General features: G+C 51.7%; 17 protein-coding genes. 12 read left to right on the forward strand and 5 right to left on the reverse strand.

The features are described from left to right. Nucleotides 1-304: 304 nt before the first annotated feature. Nucleotides 305-2464, forward strand: coding sequence for a bifunctional acyl-ACP--phospholipid O-acyltransferase/long-chain-fatty-acid--ACP ligase (aas, locus tag AABJ99_RS04885; RefSeq protein ID WP_039020554.1), 2160 nt, complete (start codon nt 305-307; stop codon nt 2462-2464). After that, nucleotides 2457-3650 carry a lysophospholipid transporter LplT gene (gene lplT / locus AABJ99_RS04890; RefSeq protein WP_000004605.1) on the forward strand — a complete coding sequence of 398 codons (1194 nt, stop codon included), beginning with the start codon at nt 2457-2459 and terminating at the stop codon, nt 3648-3650. Before aas ends, lplT begins: the two co-directional genes overlap by 8 nt. Before the next feature lie 38 nt (nt 3651-3688). Here the strand turns inward: lplT and AABJ99_RS04895 are convergent, their stop codons facing one another. The 5 genes from AABJ99_RS04895 to mutH all read right to left on the reverse strand — a co-directional run bounded on the left by AABJ99_RS04895 (nt 3689) and on the right by mutH (nt 8477). Further along, a complete protein-coding gene (locus AABJ99_RS04895) occupies nt 3689-5344 on the reverse strand; it encodes a DUF4139 domain-containing protein (RefSeq protein WP_039020553.1) in 1656 nt (551 codons plus the stop codon). A 157-nt stretch (nt 5345-5501) separates the two neighbouring features. Beyond that, nucleotides 5502-6542 (reverse strand): NADP(H)-dependent aldo-keto reductase, encoded by a 1041-nt coding sequence (tas, locus tag AABJ99_RS04900; protein ID WP_001199299.1) that lies wholly within the window; start codon nt 6540-6542, stop codon nt 5502-5504. A gap of 107 nt (nt 6543-6649) precedes the next feature. Then, nucleotides 6650-6868, reverse strand: a complete 219-nt coding sequence (gene ygdR / locus AABJ99_RS04905) for a lipoprotein YgdR (RefSeq protein ID WP_000758655.1) — start codon at nt 6866-6868, stop codon at nt 6650-6652. A gap of 137 nt (nt 6869-7005) precedes the next feature. Further along, nucleotides 7006-7719 carry a TerC family protein gene (gene ygdQ / locus AABJ99_RS04910; protein ID WP_000895624.1) on the reverse strand — a complete coding sequence of 238 codons (714 nt, stop codon included), beginning with the start codon at nt 7717-7719 and terminating at the stop codon, nt 7006-7008. A gap of 68 nt (nt 7720-7787) precedes the next feature. Then, a complete protein-coding gene (gene mutH / locus AABJ99_RS04915; protein ID WP_000082180.1) occupies nt 7788-8477 on the reverse strand; it encodes a DNA mismatch repair endonuclease MutH in 690 nt (229 codons plus the stop codon). Between the two features lie 185 nt (nt 8478-8662). On the opposite strand from mutH, the gene ygdT reads away from it, so the two are divergent. The 10 genes from ygdT (at nt 8663) to recC (ending at nt 19080) form a co-directional block, all read left to right on the forward strand. Then, complete coding sequence (gene ygdT, locus AABJ99_RS04920) at nt 8663-8809, forward strand: protein YgdT (RefSeq protein ID WP_269218580.1); 147 nt, start codon at nt 8663-8665, stop codon at nt 8807-8809. A 352-nt stretch (nt 8810-9161) separates the two neighbouring features. Then, on the forward strand, nt 9162-9692 hold the full coding sequence (gene rppH, locus AABJ99_RS04925; protein ID WP_000564486.1) for an RNA pyrophosphohydrolase: 531 nt from the start codon (nt 9162-9164) through the stop codon (nt 9690-9692). A gap of 12 nt (nt 9693-9704) precedes the next feature. Then, nucleotides 9705-11951, forward strand: a complete 2247-nt coding sequence (gene ptsP, locus AABJ99_RS04930) for a phosphoenolpyruvate--protein phosphotransferase (RefSeq protein WP_338387510.1) — start codon at nt 9705-9707, stop codon at nt 11949-11951. Nucleotides 11952-12101: 150 nt separating this feature from the next. Next, nucleotides 12102-12977 (forward strand): prolipoprotein diacylglyceryl transferase, encoded by an 876-nt coding sequence (gene lgt, locus AABJ99_RS04935; protein WP_000204658.1) that lies wholly within the window; start codon nt 12102-12104, stop codon nt 12975-12977. A gap of 6 nt (nt 12978-12983) precedes the next feature. Then, nucleotides 12984-13778, forward strand: coding sequence for a thymidylate synthase (thyA, locus tag AABJ99_RS04940; RefSeq protein ID WP_000816232.1), 795 nt, complete (start codon nt 12984-12986; stop codon nt 13776-13778). A 184-nt stretch (nt 13779-13962) separates the two neighbouring features. Further along, the gene (gene ppdA / locus AABJ99_RS04945) at nt 13963-14433 is read left to right on the forward strand and encodes a prepilin peptidase-dependent protein (RefSeq protein ID WP_039020551.1); all 471 of its coding nucleotides are present in this window, start codon (nt 13963-13965) and stop codon (nt 14431-14433) included. After that, on the forward strand, nt 14424-14987 hold the full coding sequence (gene ppdB, locus AABJ99_RS04950) for a prepilin peptidase-dependent protein (protein WP_039020550.1): 564 nt from the start codon (nt 14424-14426) through the stop codon (nt 14985-14987). Before ppdA ends, ppdB begins: the two co-directional genes overlap by 10 nt. Next, nucleotides 14984-15391: a DUF2509 family protein gene (ygdB, locus tag AABJ99_RS04955; RefSeq protein ID WP_039020549.1), complete on the forward strand. Its 408-nt coding sequence runs from the start codon at nt 14984-14986 to the stop codon at nt 15389-15391. Before ppdB ends, ygdB begins: the two co-directional genes overlap by 4 nt. Next, a complete protein-coding gene (ppdC, locus tag AABJ99_RS04960) occupies nt 15376-15699 on the forward strand; it encodes a prepilin-type N-terminal cleavage/methylation domain-containing protein (protein WP_160523602.1) in 324 nt (107 codons plus the stop codon). The genes ygdB and ppdC overlap by 16 nt, the downstream gene beginning before the upstream one ends. Before the next feature lie 12 nt (nt 15700-15711). After that, the gene (gene recC / locus AABJ99_RS04965; protein ID WP_039020547.1) at nt 15712-19080 is read left to right on the forward strand and encodes an exodeoxyribonuclease V subunit gamma; all 3369 of its coding nucleotides are present in this window, start codon (nt 15712-15714) and stop codon (nt 19078-19080) included. The last annotated feature ends 141 nt before the right edge of the window (nt 19081-19221 follow it).

A 19221-nucleotide genomic window follows, 5' to 3' on the forward strand; every position in this document is an offset into this window, starting at 1 on the left:
CGCAGGTTTTTTTTTGCCGGTCATCAATCTGTAACAGTAACCGACAATTTACACACCTCGTTGCATTTCCCTTCATTCCTTTGCGTTTTCTCGCTGGCGAAGAGTCGTTGTGCAGACCACAATCAAGATCCCAGAGGTATTGATTGGTGAGATTATTCGGTACGCTCTTCGTACCCTGTCTCTTGCACCAACCTGCGCGGATGCGCAGGTTTTTTTTCGCATCTAATTTACTGTCGCTCGCGTCCTTTATCTCGTGTAATCTCCCTCCATTCGCTTTTACTGAATCAGAGCAAAGGGAGTTGGAATGCTTTTTAGCTTTTTTCGAAATTTGTGCCGTGTTTTGTATCGCGTTCGCGTTACGGGTGACACCAAGGCACTGAAGGGCGAGCGCGTTCTAATTACGCCTAATCACGTTTCTTTTATTGATGGCATACTGCTGGCATTGTTTTTACCCGTACGTCCGGTATTTGCCGTTTACACCTCAATAAGCCAACAGTGGTATATGCGTTGGCTGAAATCATTTATCGACTTTGTTCCTCTCGACCCGACGCAACCTATGGCGATTAAACATCTGGTACGTCTGGTGGAACAGGGCCGACCAGTGGTGATTTTCCCTGAAGGACGCATCACCACCACTGGCTCGCTGATGAAAATCTACGATGGCGCGGGATTTGTCGCGGCGAAGTCTGGTGCAACGGTTATTCCTGTGCGTATTGAAGGGGCGGAACTTACGCACTTCAGCCGCCTGAAAGGTCTGGTTAAACGTCGCTTGTTTCCGCAAATTACTCTGCATATTTTGCCACCAACGCAGGTGGAGATGCCGGATGCGCCGCGTGCCCGTGACCGTCGCAAAATCGCTGGCGAAATGCTGCATCAAATATTGATGGAAGCGCGTATGGCGGTGCGCCCGCGTGAAACGCTGTACGAATCTTTACTGAGCGCAATGTACCGCTTCGGAGCCGGGAAGAAATGTGTCGAAGACGTCAACTTTACCCCGGACTCCTATCGCAAATTGCTTACGAAAACGCTGTTTGTTGGACGCATCCTTGAAAAATACAGTGTTGAAGGCGAACGCATCGGCTTAATGCTGCCCAATGCAGGCATCAGTGCGGCAGTGATTTTTGGGGCCATCGCCCGTCGCCGCATTCCCGCAATGATGAACTACACCGCCGGGGTAAAAGGGCTGACCAGCGCTATTACGGCGGCTGAAATCAAAACCATCTTCACTTCCCGCCAGTTTCTCGATAAAGGCAAACTCTGGCATCTGCCGGAGCAACTTACTCAGGTGCGCTGGGTCTATCTGGAAGATTTAAAAGCAGATGTCACCACTGCTGACAAAATATGGATCTTTGCCCATCTGTTGATGCCGCGTCTGGCACAGGTAAAACAGCAGCCGGAAGAAGAGGCGCTGATCCTCTTTACCTCCGGTTCTGAAGGCCATCCGAAAGGCGTCGTCCATAGCCATAAAAGCATTCTGGCGAACGTCGAGCAGATTAAAACGATTGCCGACTTCACCACCAACGATCGCTTTATGTCGGCGTTACCGCTGTTTCACTCCTTTGGGCTGACGGTAGGCCTGTTTACGCCACTGCTCACAGGTGCAGAAGTGTTCCTTTATCCAAGCCCGCTGCATTACCGCATTGTGCCGGAGTTGGTGTATGACCGCAGTTGCACCGTGTTGTTCGGTACCTCGACTTTCCTCGGTCACTACGCGCGCTTTGCCAACCCGTATGACTTCTATCGTCTACGCTATGTGGTGGCAGGCGCAGAAAAACTACAAGAAAGTACTAAACAGCTTTGGCAGGATAAATTTGGCCTGCGCATCCTTGAAGGCTACGGTGTGACCGAATGCGCGCCTGTCGTTTCTATCAACGTACCGATGGCGGCGAAACCCGGTACGGTAGGGCGTATTCTACCAGGAATGGATGCGCGCCTGTTGTCGGTTCCTGGTATCGAAGAGGGCGGACGCCTGCAACTGAAAGGGCCGAACATAATGAACGGCTATCTCCGGGTGGAGAAGCCAGGTGTACTGGAAGTGCCCACCGCCGAGAATGTTCGCGGCGAAATGGAGCGCGGCTGGTATGACACTGGCGATATCGTGCGTTTTGACGAGCAGGGCTTTGTGCAGATTCAGGGCCGCGCAAAACGCTTTGCCAAAATTGCAGGCGAAATGGTGTCGCTGGAAATGGTGGAACAACTGGCACTTGGTGTTTCGCCAGATAAAGTCCATGCCACTGCGATTAAGAGCGATGCCAGCAAAGGCGAGGCACTGGTGCTTTTCACCACAGATAACGAACTGACGCGCGATAAGTTGCAACAGTACGCCCGCGAGCACGGCGTGCCGGAGCTTGCTGTACCGCGCGATATTCGCTATCTGAAACAGATGCCATTGTTGGGTAGCGGCAAACCTGACTTCGTCACGTTGAAAAGCTGGGTAGACGAAGCGGAACAACAAGATGAGTGAGTCAGTGCACACTAACACTTCGTTGTGGTCGAAGGGGATGAAAGCGGTTATCGTGGCGCAGTTTCTCTCTGCGTTTGGCGATAACGCGCTGCTGTTTGCCACTCTGGCGTTACTGAAAGCGCAGTTCTATCCGGAGTGGAGCCAGCCCATCCTGCAAATGGTGTTTGTAGGTGCTTACATTCTGTTTGCGCCGTTTGTCGGGCAGGTGGCGGATAGCTTCGCCAAAGGCCGGGTGATGATGTTTGCCAACGGCCTGAAGCTACTGGGCGCAGCCAGTATCTGCTTTGGTATCAATCCGTTTCTCGGCTATACGCTGGTGGGTGTTGGTGCTGCAGCCTATTCACCGGCGAAATACGGTATTCTCGGCGAATTAACCACGGGTAGTAAGTTAGTAAAAGCTAACGGTTTAATGGAAGCGTCTACCATAGCGGCGATTTTGCTCGGTTCCGTAGCTGGTGGTGTTCTGGCTGACTGGCATGTCCTGATCGCCCTGGCCGCATGCGCACTGGCCTACGGTGGCGCGGTCGTTGCCAATATCTACATTCCCAAACTGGCGGCGGCGCGTCCGGGGCAGTCCTGGAATCTCATCAGCATGACCCGCAGTTTCCTGAATGCCTGCACCTCGCTATGGCGCAATGGTGAAACGCGTTTTTCGCTGGTGGGCACCAGTTTATTCTGGGGAGCGGGTGTCACGCTGCGTTTCCTGTTGGTGCTGTGGGTACCGGTGGCGCTGGGTATTACCGATAACGCTACGCCGACCTATCTCAACGCGATGGTAGCGATTGGTATCGTGGTTGGTGCAGGTACGGCAGCGAAGTTAGTTACGCTGGAAACCGTGTCACGCTGTATGCCAGCCGGGATTTTGATTGGCGTGGTGGTACTGATTTTCTCCCTGCAACACGAGCTGCTGCCAGCCTATGCTTTGTTGATGCTGATTGGCGTGCTGGGAGGCTTTTTTGTCGTTCCGCTCAATGCGTTGCTACAGGAGCGGGGTAAAAAAAGCGTCGGGGCGGGGAATGCAATTGCAGTACAAAACCTTGGCGAAAACAGCGCCATGTTGTTGATGCTGGGCATTTACTCGCTGGCGGTAATGGTAGGCATCCCGGTCGTGCCCATTGGCATTGGCTTCGGTGCGCTATTTGCGCTGGCAATAACGGCGCTGTGGATCTGGCAGCGCCGTCATTAAGCTTTCACCAGATGGCATATTCAGCCATCTGGTGAAGATCACATTCCCGAAGGGTGCATACCTTTCGGATACTTCACGCTGTATGAGAATGGCAGACTCACGTTCTCTTTGCCTGACAGTTTCAGCGTCCAGGACAGTTCACCCGTTTTCGCATCAAACTGTGCCTGGCCATATTGCATTTTTTCCACCGTAATATCACTGTTAGCACTGACTGGGATCTGGTCGAGTAGAGTGATATCCACCGCTTCGCCGTAGCTGTTCTTTACATTGAGGGTGTAACTGAAGTTGCGTACCGCGCTGTCGTTAAAGATAGATAACGCATTCTCTTTTTTGAGTACGGCTTTACGCTGAATAATCAGCTTAGGATCGCGGTTAAGCTGAATATCCAGCGACTTACCATCTTCTGGCGGCTGCAAATAGCCCACGCCGGTACGGTTGTTACCAAAGAAGATCTGACTTTCGCCGGGGATTAAATTTAACTGTTCCCACTCTTTAATTTGCACCTGGAGATACGCGTCATTACTGATCTTCGGAATAGCAAAGAAGCGATATTTACCGCTGACCGACTCTTCCTTAATGACCACCGTGCGCGCGGTATTATCGCTGTCGATTTGCCACGGCAGCGAAAGCGCATAGCGGACATTTTGCGCAGTGAAACTTTCTGGTCGAGCCGAAGCTGGCACTGCCTGTTCGGCATACTTGCGCCCGGCTTGTCGCTCCCTTGTTTTTTGCATCTCTGCCTTCAGGGTTTTCTGCAATTCTGAGGCATCCTGGTTAGACGAATATTCCGAACGCTGTTCCATCACGGGTGATGCTGAAAGCGAGCCGCTTACACCACCATACTCCGGAACATCCACATACAGGGTTTCCAGGTGTGGCAACGTAAGATGAGTATCAGGTTCACTGGTCGAGAGCACGAGATTAACGCCTTTCCAGGGCAACCCCGTATACTGGCGAATATTAGCCTTGTAAACCAGACGCAGCGGCTGGTTTATGGCAGTGGCGTGAATATCATAGATCGGCGTCCAGGTAGCATCAGGGGTCATATAACGTACCACCGCTTTCGCTGTGACGGCTTTTGGGGCATAGACCTTAGCGATGATAACCTGCGGATCATCGGCTGCCTCTGAATCACCGTTACTCATACTCTCTCGTTGCTCCAACTTTTCAATTTCAAGCTGGTTATCAGCAAGTTTCTGCGTCAACTCATTGTCGGCTCGTAATAACTCACCATTTTTCTCTTTCACCATTTGCAGATACTTGCCAACTTCGGCGGCACTTTTATTTGTTAATGTGCTATTTGCCTCTAATACCTTAATTTGAGCCGCGATATTGTTTTTCTCGGCGGTCAGTTTTGCCTGTTCCACCTTTGCTGCTTTTAACTGTTGCTGAATATCTGACGGCAGCGCATTCGGCTGTGTTTCCATTAGCGCGATACGTGAGGAAAGCACAGTCACTCCGTTATCGATAGAAATGGCGATGCTGTCGTCGGTTACCGAATTGGCGATATTAGTGAAAATAATTTCGCTTTCACCTGCCGGTAAGTTGAGTGTCTCTTCACCTTGTAGGCTGGCACCATGCAGATAAACAGTGACGTCTTTGAGTGTTAGCGGTTGAGTTAACTGCGCCCCCCAAGCGGAGGACAGGCACCCGGTAAGCAACATGACGAGGGGAATAGGTTTGAAAATCAACATGGTTATCCTTAACAATGGGCACAGACATTGAAACGCGCGCTGGCGTTGGCCAAAGGAGTCTATTGCTCTTTGTCAGGAAAGATGTGGCGAAAAGTAGTGAATATATTCTGAAAAGTGGGGAAAAGAGACGCCTGGTGCAAAACACCAGGCGAAAGGATCACGGTGCCGGATAAGTATAAACCTGATGCACCGCTTCAATTTCAGCTAATACGTCTTCGCTTAACTCCAGATGCAAACTTTCGACGTTAGTTTTCAGCTGCTCCATCGTGGTTGCGCCCAGCAGAGTGCTGGCAACAAACGGTTGACGGCGTACAAAAGCGAGCGCCATCTGAGCAGGATCCAGGCCATGACGTCTGGCGATATCGACATACGCCGCGACGGCTTTTTGCGTTTGCTCACCGCTATAGCGAGTGAAGCGGCTAAAGAGCGTATTACGTGCGCCAGCAGGTTTTGCACCGTTGAGGTATTTCCCGGTCAGCGTGCCGAAACCCAGACACGAATAGGCCAGCAGCTCGACCCCTTCATACTGGCTGACTTCTGCCAGACCCACTTCAAAACTGCGGTTTAACAGACTGTAGGGGTTCTGAATGGTGACAATACGCGGCAGATCGTGTTTGTCCGCCAGATGCAGGTAGCGCATTACGCCAAATGCAGTTTCGTTCGACACGCCGATATAACGAATTTTTCCCGCGCGTTGGTACTCTGCCAGTGCGTCCAGCGTATCCAGCAGCGAAACCGCAGGGGCAGAATCTGTCCAGCTATAACCGAGTTTGCCGAAGCAGTTGGTTGGGCGCTGCGGCCAGTGCACCTGATAAAGATCGAGGTAATCAGTCTGCAGGCGCTTGAGGCTGTCATGCAGAGCTTCGCGGATATTCTTCCGATCCAGCGCCTGATCCGGGCGGATGCCCTTGTCATTATTGCGCGACGGTCCGCTCACTTTGGAAGCGATAATTAACTTTTCGCGGCTGCCATGTTTTGCCAGCCAGTTACCGACGTAGGTTTCGGTTAACCCTTGCGTTTCGGGGCGCGGCGGCACTGGGTACATTTCGGCAACGTCGATAAGGTTAATGCCCTGAGCGACGGCATAGTCGAGTTGTGCGTGGGCGTCGGCTTCGCTGTTCTGTTCACCAAACGTCATCGTGCCAAGCCCCAGCGTGCTGACTTCCAGCGAACTGTGGGGTATACGGTGATATTGCATAGCCGTTTCCTTTTTATAATCACGACATAAGGAATATAAAAATGGCAGAGGGAAGGGAAAAGGGAAAGCGAAAAATCTTAAGGCCAGCCGGATGCTGACCTTATTTTTTAACGTTCAATAATTTGCGAAACATCATCACGGTTAATTTGCATCGCGTTACCTTGCTGATCGTGATAACTCACCAGCCCGGTATCATCATCAATTTCAGGTTTTCCATCGGTCAAAATCATACGGCCATCTTTGGTCGCCATGACGTAATCACTGGAACACCCGGAAACAGCAAACGCCAGTCCGACTGCAGAAATTATTACTGCCCATTTTTTCATCCGGTTATCCTCATTTGGCCCACCTATGATAATAGTCTGTTTATAAATGGACGTTATATATCTTGAAAGCAGGAAAATCTTAAATTGTGAGGCTAACAGGAGTGAGTACGCTCTCCTGCAGGAGAGCGTACGGAGTATCAGAGCGGATTCTTTTTGTTGCGAATCAGGTTGAGGCTTTCAACCGCAATAGAGAAGAACATCGCGAAGTAGATGTAACCTTTCGGTACGTGGATGTCGAAACTTTCCAGAATCAGGGTAAAGCCCACCAGAATCAGGAAAGAGAGCGCCAGCATTTTTACCGAAGGATGGCGTTCGACAAAATCACCAATCGAGCGCGCGGCAAACATCATCACGCCTACGGCAATCACCACGGCTGCCATCATAATAAACAGGTGATCTGACAGACCCACAGCGGTAATCACCGAGTCGAGGCTGAAGATAATATCCAGCAGCATAATCTGCACGATAGCGCCGAGGAATGATGAAACGCGTGTTTTCAGCCCTTCTTCTTCACCTTCAATGGATTCGTGGATTTCCTTGCTGGCTTTCCAGATAAGGAACAAGCCACCCAGAAGCAGAATCAAATCACGGGCGGAAATTTCCTGGCTGAATATTGTAAAAAGCGGATTTGTCAGGCGCGTAACCCAGGCGATTGATGCCAGCAGCGCCAGACGCATAACCATGGCTCCCGCCAACCCCAGACGGCGCGCATGTGCACGTTGTGCTGTGGGGAGCTTTGCCACCACCAGAGAAAGAAAAATAATATTGTCGATCCCAAGAACGATCTCCAGCAGCGTCAGCGTACCGAGCGCAAGCCAGGCGTTAGGATCGGTTATCCATGCAAATAACATCTAAAAAGCCCTGCCAAAAAAATGAAGCGGTAATTATATGCCCGGAAAGCGGCAGGTCAAAGCGATGGCTACTGGATCAGAAAATGACGGGCCAGTAGCGCACTGGTGAAATTCTTCTTCAAATAAAAGCCGCGCGGCAGCGTCAGAATCCGTTCGCCCCGGGCACCAATGGCTTCGGTAAGCGCTTTCGCATTCGCTGCTTTCGGTCGTATCTGTAAATATTCCCCGTGACGAGCGGTGATCCGCTCAACCTGACCGAGAACAATCATATCCATTAATTCTTCCCAGTCTTCGCGCAGTTGCCGGTCTTCCTCTTCATTCGGGCTCCATAGCAATGGTGATCCTACGCGGCGCTGCGCCAGTGGGATGCTACGTTCGCCTTCAACCGGTATCCACAGCACGCGTTTGAGCTTGTGGCGCACGTGGCTGGTTTCCCAGGTCACTCCACTATTGCCCGTTAATGGGGCAACACAAACGAATGTTGTTTCCAGCGGACGCCCAAGACTATCCACAGGAATAGTTTTAAGTTCCACACCCAGAGCAGCAAAATCTTGTTCTGGTTTACTCCCTGCACTGGCACCTAGCCAGATCTCCAGCAACACGCCGATCCAGCCCTTATCGCGTTTTAAATTCTCCGGCGTAACCAGCCCGGCAAGTGCCGCCAGTTCACCCAGTGTATAACCGGAAAGTTGCTGTGCTTGCGCTAACAACTGTGCTTCTGTTTCGGGAGGAGAAAGCAGTGGGCGAGGTTGGGACATGTCGTGATACCTTGATTAAAAAACAAACAGCTGTTCTTTGCCGAATATTCGCAGTGTAACTTTTTCCACATGCGTTATTCAATTCTATGATTTATATTGCTTTTTAGATTGTCGGTAATCGAGTTGCGCAACACTGCAACGGGTTTTCCAAATCTGGTCACTGAAAATAAACAGGATCTTACACCATGTTATCCACAGAAAGCTGGGATAACTGTGAAAAACCTCCACTACTGTTTCCATTTACAGCCTTGACGTGCGACGAAACTCCAGTTTTTAGTGGTTCAGTGCTTAACTTAGTGGCACATTCTGTGGATAAATACGGCGTTGGTTGATCTTTCGCCAACCTGTAAATGAGAGGTGTGACCTGGGTCACGAATTACTCCTTTTTATTACTTAAATTACATGTAATACATTGACTAATAATGATTATTTTAAAATGTCGATATCAGGCTTATTCAGAATGCTCCGGGTTTTCCCGTAGTAATTCCGTAGTTCTTCACAACTCTATCCACAGAAAAGGTGAATAAAAACGGCTATCCACCCCTTCCTCTGTTTATAACTCTGCACATAACTGTGAGTTATTCAATTGTTATTAGTGTGTAATGCCCTGCAGAGAGTGGTTTACCGTCTTCATGGAGTATGAAACAATCATTCGTATATAAAGCTTTATTTTGAGGTAGTCCGGTGATTGATGACGATGGCTACCGCCCAAACGTAGGTATCGTGATTTGTAATCGCCAGGGGCAGGTAATGTGGGCCCGGCGATTTGGTCAGCACTCCTGGCAATTTCCGCAAGGCGGAATTAACCCAGGAGAATCCGCAGAACAGGCGATGTACCGTGAATTGTTTGAAGAAGTAGGATTAAGCCGCAAAGACGTTCGAATCCTTGCTTCAACGCGTAACTGGTTGCGCTACAAATTACCGAAACGTTTGGTGCGTTGGGACACGAAGCCGGTTTGTATCGGCCAAAAACAAAAATGGTTTCTCTTGCAGCTGGTGAGCGGCGATGCAGAAATCAATATGCAAACCAGCAGTACACCAGAGTTTGATGGCTGGAGATGGGTAAGTTACTGGTATCCGGTCAGACAGGTGGTGTCATTTAAACGTGATGTCTACCGTAGGGTAATGAAAGAGTTCGCGAGTGTTGTGATGGCGCTGCAGGATAATACGCCAAAACCACAAAACGCATCTGCTTATCGACGTAAAAGAGGTTAAGTCACGCCAATTATGCTCACTCGCCTGCGCGAAATAGTCGAAAAGGTAGCCAGCGCACCACGCCTGAATGAGGCGTTAAATATTCTGGTTACCGACATCTGTCTTGCGATGGATACCGAGGTCTGTTCGGTCTACCTGGCCGATCATGACCGACGTTGTTACTACCTGATGGCGACCCGGGGGCTGAAAAAACCACGCGGTCGCACTGTAACGCTTGCGTTTGATGAAGGGATCGTCGGCCTGGTTGGCAGGCTGGCGGAACCGATAAACCTTGCAGATGCGCAAAAGCACCCCAGCTTCAAATACATCCCCTCCGTAAAAGAAGAACGTTTCCGCGCGTTTTTAGGCGTACCAATTATTCAACGTCGCCAGTTGCTTGGTGTACTGGTGGTACAGCAACGAGAGTTGCGCCAGTATGACGAAAGTGAAGAATCCTTCCTGGTGACGCTTGCCACCCAGATGGCAGCGATTCTTTCTCAGTCGCAGTTGACTGCCTTGTTTGGGCAATATCGCCAGACGCGAATCCGTGCATTACCGGCAGCGCCTGGTGTGGCGATTGCCGAAGGCTGGCAGGATGCCACGTTACCTTTAATGGAACAGGTGTATCAGGCATCAACGCTGGATCCGGCTCTGGAACGCGAACGACTGACCGGGGCGCTGGAAGAAGCGGCAAACGAGTTTCGCCGCTACAGCAAACGCTTTGCCGCCGGTGCACAAAAAGAAACGGCGGCTATTTTCGATCTTTACTCGCACCTGCTTTCGGACACCCGGCTGCGTCGCGAATTGTTTGCCGAGGTTGATAAAGGCTCGGTGGTAGAGTGGGCGGTAAAAACGGTCATTGAAAAATTTGCCGAACAGTTTGCCGCGCTAAGCGATAACTATCTCAAAGAGCGGGCTGGCGATTTACGTGCGCTGGGTCAGCGATTGCTGTTTCATCTTGATGACGCTAATCAAGGGCCGAACGCCTGGCCGGAACGTTTTATTCTGGTGGCAGATGAACTGTCAGCGACAACGCTTGCTGAGCTGCCCCAGGATCGCTTAGTCGGTGTTGTCGTGCGAGATGGCGCAGCCAACTCCCATGCTGCGATCATGGTACGTGCGCTGGGGATCCCTACCGTAATGGGCGCGGATATTCAGCCTTCGGTACTGCATCGTCGGACGCTGATCGTCGATGGTTATCGCGGTGAATTGCTGGTCGATCCGGAGCCGGTACTGCTGCAAGAATATCAGCGGCTAATTAGTGAAGAGATCGAGCTTAGCCGTCTGGCGGAAGATGACGTCAATTTACCCGCCCAGTTAAAAAGTGGCGAACGCATTAAAGTCATGCTCAATGCCGGTTTAAGCCCGGAACATGAACAAAAACTGGGCAGCCGTATTGATGGCATAGGACTTTATCGCACTGAAATCCCATTCATGCTGCAAAGTGGTTTTCCATCGGAAGAAGAACAGGTGGCGCAGTATCAGGGGATGCTGCAAATGTTTAATGATAAACCCGTCACCTTGCGTACGCTGGATGTCGGAGCAGATAAGCAGCTGCCTTACATGCCGATCAGCGAAGAGAATCCATGCCTGGGTTGGCGTGGGATTCGCATTACGCTCGATCAGCCGGAGATCTTCTTGATTCAGGTGCGGGCGATGCTGCGTGCTAATGCCGCTACGGGCAACCTGAATATTCTGTTGCCGATGGTCACCAGCCTCGATGAAGTTGACGAAGCACGCCGCCTGATTGAACGTGCCGGACGTGAAGTCGAGGAGATGATCGGTTACGAAATTCCCAAACCACGTATCGGCATCATGCTTGAAGTGCCGTCAATGGTATTTATGCTGCCGCATCTGGCAAAGCGGATCGATTTTATCTCTGTTGGCACCAACGATCTGACTCAATACATCCTGGCCGTTGATCGCAACAATACCCGGGTGGCGAACATTTATGACAGTCTTCATCCTGCAATGTTACGAGCTCTGGCGATGATCGCTCGGGAAGCGGAAATACATGGTATCGATCTCCGTTTGTGCGGTGAAATGGCGGGCGATCCCATGTGCGTGGCAATCCTCATTGGGCTTGGGTATCGCCATCTGTCTATGAACGGACGTTCTGTAGCGCGCGTAAAATACCTGCTGCGGCGCATTGATTATGCCGAAGCAGAAAATCTTGCGCAGCGTAGTCTGGAAGCGCAACTGGCGACCGAAGTTCGCCATCAGGTTGCAGCCTTTATGGAGCGTCGCGGCATGGGCGGGTTGATTCGCGGAGGGTTATAGCGCGGATCATATACATATCTTTTAACGGTATCCGGCAACCAGCCTGGTCCCCTTGTGCTATTATTCGCACCTTTGGAGCGCCTGAAACCTGCGGCGCGCATTTCAATCGCTGTTCTCTTTCAGCGAAATAACAAGAACTTGTGGTGACAGATGACCAGTAGCTATCTGCATTTTCCGGAGTTTGATCCGGTCATTTTCTCAATAGGACCCGTGGCGCTTCACTGGTACGGCCTGATGTATCTGGTGGGTTTCATTTTTGCAATGTGGCTGGCAACACGTCGGGCGAATCGTCCGGGCAGCGGCTGGACCAAAAATGAAGTTGAAAACTTACTCTATGCGGGCTTCCTCGGCGTCTTCCTCGGTGGACGTATTGGTTATGTTCTGTTCTACAACTTCCCGCAGTTTATGGCCGATCCGCTGTATCTTTTCCGTGTCTGGGACGGCGGCATGTCCTTCCACGGCGGCCTGATTGGCGTTATCGTGGTGATGATTATCTTCGCCCGCCGTACTAAACGTTCCTTCTTCCAGGTTTCTGATTTTATCGCACCACTCATTCCGTTTGGTCTTGGTGCCGGGCGTCTGGGCAACTTTATTAACGGTGAATTGTGGGGCCGCGTTGACCCGAACTTCCCGTTTGCCATGCTGTTCCCCGGCTCCCGTACAGAAGATATTTTGCTGCTGCAAACCAACCCGCAGTGGCAATCCATTTTCGACACTTACGGTGTGCTGCCGCGCCACCCATCACAGCTTTACGAGCTGCTGCTGGAAGGTGTGGTGCTGTTTATTATCCTCAACCTGTATATTCGTAAACCGCGCCCAATGGGAGCTGTCTCAGGTTTGTTCCTGATTGGCTACGGCGCGTTTCGCATCATTGTTGAGTTTTTCCGCCAGCCCGACGCGCAGTTTACCGGTGCCTGGGTGCAGTACATCAGCATGGGACAAATTCTTTCCATCCCGATGATTGTCGCGGGTGTGATCATGATGGTCTGGGCATATCGTCGCAGCCCACAGCAACACGTTTCCTGAGGAACCATGAAACAGTATTTAGAACTGATGCAAAAAGTGCTCGACGAAGGCACACAGAAAAACGACCGTACCGGAACCGGAACGCTTTCCATTTTTGGTCATCAGATGCGTTTTAACCTGCAGGATGGATTCCCGCTGGTGACAACCAAACGTTGCCACCTGCGTTCCATCATCCACGAACTGCTGTGGTTCCTGCAGGGCGATACTAACATTGCTTATCTACACGAAAACAATGTCACCATCTGGGACGAATGGGCCGATGAAAATGGCGACCTCGGTCCGGTGTATGGTAAACAGTGGCGTGCCTGGCCAACGCCAGATGGTCGTCATATTGACCAGATCACTACGGTACTGAACCAGCTGAAAAACGACCCGGATTCCCGCCGCATTATTGTTTCAGCGTGGAACGTTGGTGAACTGGATAAAATGGCGCTGGCACCGTGCCATGCATTCTTCCAGTTCTATGTGGCAGACGGCAAACTCTCTTGCCAGCTTTATCAGCGCTCCTGTGACGTCTTCCTCGGCCTGCCGTTCAACATTGCCAGCTACGCGTTACTGGTGCATATGATGGCGCAGCAGTGCGATCTGGAAGTGGGTGATTTTGTCTGGACCGGTGGCGACACGCACCTGTACAGCAACCATATGGATCAAACCCATTTGCAATTAAGCCGTGAACCGCGCCCGCTGCCGAAGCTGATTATCAAACGTAAACCTGAATCCATCTTCGACTACCGTTTCGAAGACTTTGAGATTGAAGGCTACGATCCGCATCCGGGCATTAAAGCGCCGGTGGCTATCTAATTACGAAACATCCTGCCAGAGCCGACGCCAGTGTGCGTCGGTTTTTTTTACCCTCCGTTAAATTCTTCGCGACGCCTTCCCGAAATTTTGCAACCTCCTGCAACGGCGTAAATAGTCCGGAAGATGCGCCGAAGAAATAGAAACTGGCCCTCGTCTTTTTTTCTCCTCGCTCCATACTGCCGGCATGAAAACACAACGTGGTTATACGCTGATTGAAACGCTGGTCGCGATGCTGATTCTGGTCATGCTAAGCGCAAGTGGACTCTATGGCTGGCAATACTGGCAGCAGTCGCAACGGCTATGGCAAACCGCCAGCCAGGCGCGGGACTATTTGCTCTATTTACGTGAAGATGCCAACTGGCATAACCGCGACCACAGTATCAGCGTTATCAGGGAGGGGGCGTTATGGTGCCTTGTGAGTTCCGCGGCTGGGGCCAATACCTGTCATGGCAGTTCACCATTGGTCTTTGTGCCACGCTGGCCCGAAGTCGAAATGAGCGACCTGACACCTTCGCTTGCTTTCTTTGGCCTGCGCAATACCGCATGGGCCGGGCATATTCGCTTTAAAAACTCAACGGGCGAGTGGTGGCTGGTGGTTTCGCCGTGGGGAAGACTCCGGCTTTGTCAGCAAGGAGAAACAGAAGCATGCCTGTAAAAGAGCTAGGTTTTTCTCTTCTGGAAGTGTTGATTGCTATGGCGATCAGTAGCGTATTGTTGCTGGGGGCAGCACGCTTTCTGCCTGCGTTACAGCGTGAAAGTTTAACGAGCACCCGTAAGCTGGCGCTGGAAGATGAAATCTGGCTGCGGGTCTTTACCGTCGCGAAGCATCTCCAGAGGGCGGGTTATTGTCATGGCAGCTGTACCGGCGAAGGGCTGGAAATTGTCGGACAGGGGGACTGTATCATTGTGCAGTGGGATGCGAACAGTAACGGTATCTGGGATCGCGAACCGGTAAAAGAGTCCGACCAGATTGGATTTCGTCTGAAGGAGCATGTGCTGGAAACGCTACGCGGTGCGACATCCTGTGAAGGTAAGGGCTGGGATAAAGTCACTAATCCGGATGCCATCATTATCGACACTTTTCAGGTTACCCGACAGGATGTCAGCGGTTTCTCGCCGGTGTTGACGGTTAATATGCATGCTGCCAGTAAGTCTGAACCGCAAACCGTAGTGGATGCCAGCTATAGCGTGACAGGATTCAACCTGTGAACCGCGAAAAGGGTGTTTCGTCACTGGCTCTGGTCCTTATGCTGCTGATTTTGGGTAGCTTGCTATTGCAAGGAATGAGTCAGCAGGATCGCAGTTTTGCCTCTCGCGTGAGCATGGAAAGTCAGTCATTGCGCCGCCAGGCCATCGTTCAGTCGACGCTGGAGTGGGGAAAAATGCACTCCTGGCAGACGCAGCCCGCAGTTCAGTGCTTACTGTACGCAGCCACCGGTGCCCGGGTTTGTCTGCGTTTATTGGCAGATAATGAAGCCTTATTGATTGCCGGTTATGAAGGCGTTTCGTTGTGGCGAACAGGCGAAGTCATCGATGGAAACATTGTTTTTTCGCCACGCGGCTGGAGCGATTTTTGTCCGCTGAAAGAGAGGGCGTTATGTCAACTTCCCTGAAGAATCAACAAGGCTTTAGCCTGCCGGAGGTAATGTTGGCGATGGTGTTGATGGTGATGATTGTCACTGCGTTATCGGGTTTCAAGCGAACATTAATGAACAGTCTTGCCAGCAGAAACCAGTACCAACAGCTCTGGCGGCATGGCTGGCAGCAAACGCAACTGCGTGCGATTTCGCCACCTGCCAACTGGCAGGTCAACCGAATGCAGACATCGCAGGCGGGATGTGTCAGCATCAGCGTTACGCTAGTTTCACCCGGGGGCAGAGAAGGCGAGATGACCCGCCTGCATTGCCCGAATCGTCAGTAGTCAGGAGCCGCTATGTTAAGGGTCTACCATTCCAATCGTCTGGACGTGCTGGAAGCGTTGATGGAGTTTATTGTCGAACGCGAACGGCTGGACGATCCTTTCGAACCAGAGATGATTCTGGTGCAAAGTACCGGTATGGCGCAGTGGCTGCAAATGACCCTGTCGCAAAAGTTTGGTATTGCGGCAAACATTGATTTTCCGCTGCCAGCGAGCTTTATCTGGGATATGTTCGTCCGGGTGTTACCGGAGATCCCCAAAGAGAGCGCCTTTAACAAACAGAGCATGAGCTGGAAACTGATGACTCTGCTGCCGCAACTGTTGGAGCGCGAAGACTTTACCCTGTTGCGGCATTATCTGACTGACGATAGCGACAAGCGAAAACTGTTCCAGCTTTCCTCAAAAGCGGCGGACCTGTTTGACCAGTATCTGGTCTATCGCCCGGACTGGCTGGCACAGTGGGAAGCCGGGAATCTGGTAGAAGGACTTGGAGAGGCGCAGGCCTGGCAAGCGCCGTTGTGGAAGGCGCTGGTGGAATATACCCATCAACTCGGGCAACCGCGCTGGCACCGCGCCAATCTCTATCAGCGCTTTATCGAAACGCTGGAGTCTGCGACGACCTGCCCGCCGGGGTTACCTTCGCGCGTCTTTATATGCGGTATTTCCGCGTTACCGCCTGTTTATCTCCAGGCGCTACAGGCGCTGGGTAAACATATTGAAATCCATCTCCTGTTTACCAACCCCTGCCGTTATTACTGGGGCGACATTAAAGATCCTGCTTATCTGGCGAAACTGCTGACTCGCCAGCGCCGACACAGTTTTGAAGATCGCGAATTACCGCTATTTCGCGACAGCGAAAATGCCGGGCAGCTCTTTAACAGCGATGGTGAACAGGATGTCGGCAACCCGCTGCTGGCCTCATGGGGCAAGCTTGGGCGCGACTACATTTATCTCCTTTCTGATCTGGAGAGCAGCCAGGAGCTGGACGCTTTTGTCGATGTGACGCCAGATAACCTGCTGCATAACATTCAGTCTGACATTCTGGAACTGGAGAACCGCGCCGTTGCGGGTGTGAACATCGAAGAGTTTTCCCGTAGCGATAACAAACGCCCTCTTGATCCACTGGATAGCAGTATCACCTTCCACGTTTGCCATAGCCCGCAGCGTGAAGTTGAAGTTTTACACGATCGCTTGCTGGCGATGCTGGAGGAAGACCCGACACTTACTCCGCGCGACATCATCGTGATGGTGGCCGACATCGACAGCTACAGTCCGTTTATTCAGGCTGTGTTTGGTAGCGCACCTGCGGATCGTTACCTGCCTTACGCCATTTCCGACCGTCGGGCGCGGCAGTCGCATCCGGTACTTGAAGCGTTTATCAGCCTGTTATCGTTGCCAGACAGCCGATTTGTGTCGGAAGACGTGCTGGCATTACTGGATGTGCCGGTGCTGGCGGCGCGGTTTGACATCACCGAAGAAGGGCTGCGTTATTTACGTCAGTGGGTCAACGAGTCCGGAATTCGTTGGGGGATAGATGACGATAACGTTCGCGAGCTGGAACTCCCCGCCACCGGTCAACACACCTGGCGGTTTGGCCTGACGCGCATGTTGTTGGGCTACGCGATGGAAAGCGCGCAGGGCGAGTGGCAATCGGTTCTACCTTATGATGAATCGAGCGGCTTAATTGCAGAACTGGTGGGGCATCTGGCTTCACTGCTAATGCAGCTAAACATCTGGCGTCGCGGGCTGGCGCAGGAGCGTCCGCTGGAAGAGTGGTTGCCGGTTTGTCGCGATATGCTCAACGCCTTCTTCCTGCCGGATGCGGAAACCGAAGCGGCGATGACGCTGATCGAACAACAATGGCAGGCGATTATCGCCGAAGGTTTAGGTGCGCAGTATGGCGACGCGGTGCCGTTGTCACTATTGCGTGATGAACTGGCACAACGTCTGGATCAGGAACGTATCAGCCAGCGTTTTCTCGCCGGGCCGGTTAACATTTGTACTCTGATGCCAATGCGTTCCATCCCATTCAGAGTGGTGTGCCTGCTGGGAATGAACGACGGCGTTTACCCACGCCAGCTTGCGCCATTGGGCTTTGACCTGATGAGTCAGAAACCGAAGCGTGGCGACCGTAGCCGTCGCGATGACGACCGCTATCTGTTCCTGGAAGCGTTAATTTCCGCGCAGCAAAAACTCTATATCAGCTATATCGGGCGTTCCATTCAGGATAACAGTGAACGTTTCCCGTCGGTACTGGTGCAGGAACTGATCGACTACATCGGGCAAAGCCATTATCTACCGGGCGATGAAGCGCTCAACTGTGATGAAAGCGAGGCAAGGGTAAAAGCGCATCTTACTTGCCTCCATACCCGAATGCCGTTTGATCCGCAAAACTACCAGCCAGGCGAACGACAAAGTTATGCTCGTGAATGGCTACCTGCGGCCAGCCAGGCTGGTAAAGCACATTCTGAATTTGTTCAGCCGCTGCCGTTTACCTTACCGGAAACCGTGCCGCTGGAAACGCTACAACGATTCTGGGCACATCCGGTGCGGGCATTTTTCCAGATGCGTTTGCAGGTGAACTTCCGTACCGAAGACAGCGAAATCCCCGACACCGAGCCATTTATTCTTGAAGGGCTTAGTCGTTATCAAATCAACCAGCAGTTATTGAATGCTCTGGTCGAGCAAGATGATGCCGATCGCTTGTTCCGTCGCTTCCGGGCGGCAGGGGATTTACCGTATGGCGCTTTTGGTGAAATTTTCTGGGAAACACAGTGTCAGGAGATGCAGCAGCTTGCCGACAGAGTCATTGCCTGTCGCCAACCGGGGCAAAGTATGGAAATTGATCTCGCCTGCAACGGTGTGCAAATAACGGGTTGGTTGCCGCAGGTGCAGCCGGATGGCCTGTTACGCTGGCGTCCCTCTTTATTAAGTGTGGCGCAGGGAATGCAACTTTGGCTGGAACACCTTGTCTACTGTGCCAGCGGTGGTAATGGTGAAAGTCGCCTTTTTCTACGCAAAGACGGCGAGTGGCGTTTTCCGCCGCTTGCAGCCGAACAGGCTTTACATTACCTCTCAGAACTGATTGAGGGGTATCGTGAAGGGATGTCCACGCCGCTGCTGGTGTTACCTGAAAGTGGCGGCGCGTGGCTAAAAACCTGTTATGACGCGCAAAACGATGCCATGCTGGATGACGATTCCACGTTGCAGAAAGCCCGTACGAAATTCCTTCAGGCTTACGAAGGCAACATGATGGTGCGTGGAGAAGGTGATGATATCTGGTATCAACGGCTCTGGCGGCAATTAACACCAGAGACAATGGAAGCCATCGTTGAACAGTCGCAACGTTTCCTGTTACCGCTGTTTCGCTTTAATCAGTCATGAGTGCTGTATAAAAATTGCGCAATTCATCTGCTTACTTTATGATGCGCACCAGTCACGGACTGATGGTTATATAGACATAGGCTGACTCGTGCAGCACAAGATTAAATTCTGCCGGATAATTTTCGTTAACGTATTGAATCT

The sequence above is a fragment of the Escherichia coli genome (assembly GCF_036503815.1).
Lineage (GTDB): Bacteria > Pseudomonadota > Gammaproteobacteria > Enterobacterales > Enterobacteriaceae > Escherichia > Escherichia coli_F.

What these genes read in the sequence shown, in the direction of transcription:
- AABJ99_RS04895 (WP_039020553.1), bottom strand. Translation starts at nt 5,344, where the DNA reads ATGTTGATTTTCAAACCTATTCCCCTCGTCATGTTGCTTACCGGGTGC.
- tas (WP_001199299.1), bottom strand. Translation starts at nt 6,542, where the DNA reads ATGCAATATCACCGTATACCCCACAGTTCGCTGGAAGTCAGCACGCTG.
- thyA (WP_000816232.1), top strand. Translation starts at nt 12,984, where the DNA reads ATGAAACAGTATTTAGAACTGATGCAAAAAGTGCTCGACGAAGGCACA.
- lplT (WP_000004605.1), top strand. Translation starts at nt 2,457, where the DNA reads ATGAGTGAGTCAGTGCACACTAACACTTCGTTGTGGTCGAAGGGGATG.
- ptsP (WP_338387510.1), top strand. Translation starts at nt 9,705, where the DNA reads ATGCTCACTCGCCTGCGCGAAATAGTCGAAAAGGTAGCCAGCGCACCA.
- ygdT (WP_269218580.1), top strand. Translation starts at nt 8,663, where the DNA reads ATGTTATCCACAGAAAGCTGGGATAACTGTGAAAAACCTCCACTACTG.
- recC (WP_039020547.1), top strand. Translation starts at nt 15,712, where the DNA reads ATGTTAAGGGTCTACCATTCCAATCGTCTGGACGTGCTGGAAGCGTTG.
- lgt (WP_000204658.1), top strand. Translation starts at nt 12,102, where the DNA reads ATGACCAGTAGCTATCTGCATTTTCCGGAGTTTGATCCGGTCATTTTC.
- ygdR (WP_000758655.1), bottom strand. Translation starts at nt 6,868, where the DNA reads ATGAAAAAATGGGCAGTAATAATTTCTGCAGTCGGACTGGCGTTTGCT.
- ygdQ (WP_000895624.1), bottom strand. Translation starts at nt 7,719, where the DNA reads ATGTTATTTGCATGGATAACCGATCCTAACGCCTGGCTTGCGCTCGGT.
- aas (WP_039020554.1), top strand. Translation starts at nt 305, where the DNA reads ATGCTTTTTAGCTTTTTTCGAAATTTGTGCCGTGTTTTGTATCGCGTT.
- ppdC (WP_160523602.1), top strand. Translation starts at nt 15,376, where the DNA reads ATGTCAACTTCCCTGAAGAATCAACAAGGCTTTAGCCTGCCGGAGGTA.
- mutH (WP_000082180.1), bottom strand. Translation starts at nt 8,477, where the DNA reads ATGTCCCAACCTCGCCCACTGCTTTCTCCTCCCGAAACAGAAGCACAG.
- ppdA (WP_039020551.1), top strand. Translation starts at nt 13,963, where the DNA reads ATGAAAACACAACGTGGTTATACGCTGATTGAAACGCTGGTCGCGATG.
- ppdB (WP_039020550.1), top strand. Translation starts at nt 14,424, where the DNA reads ATGCCTGTAAAAGAGCTAGGTTTTTCTCTTCTGGAAGTGTTGATTGCT.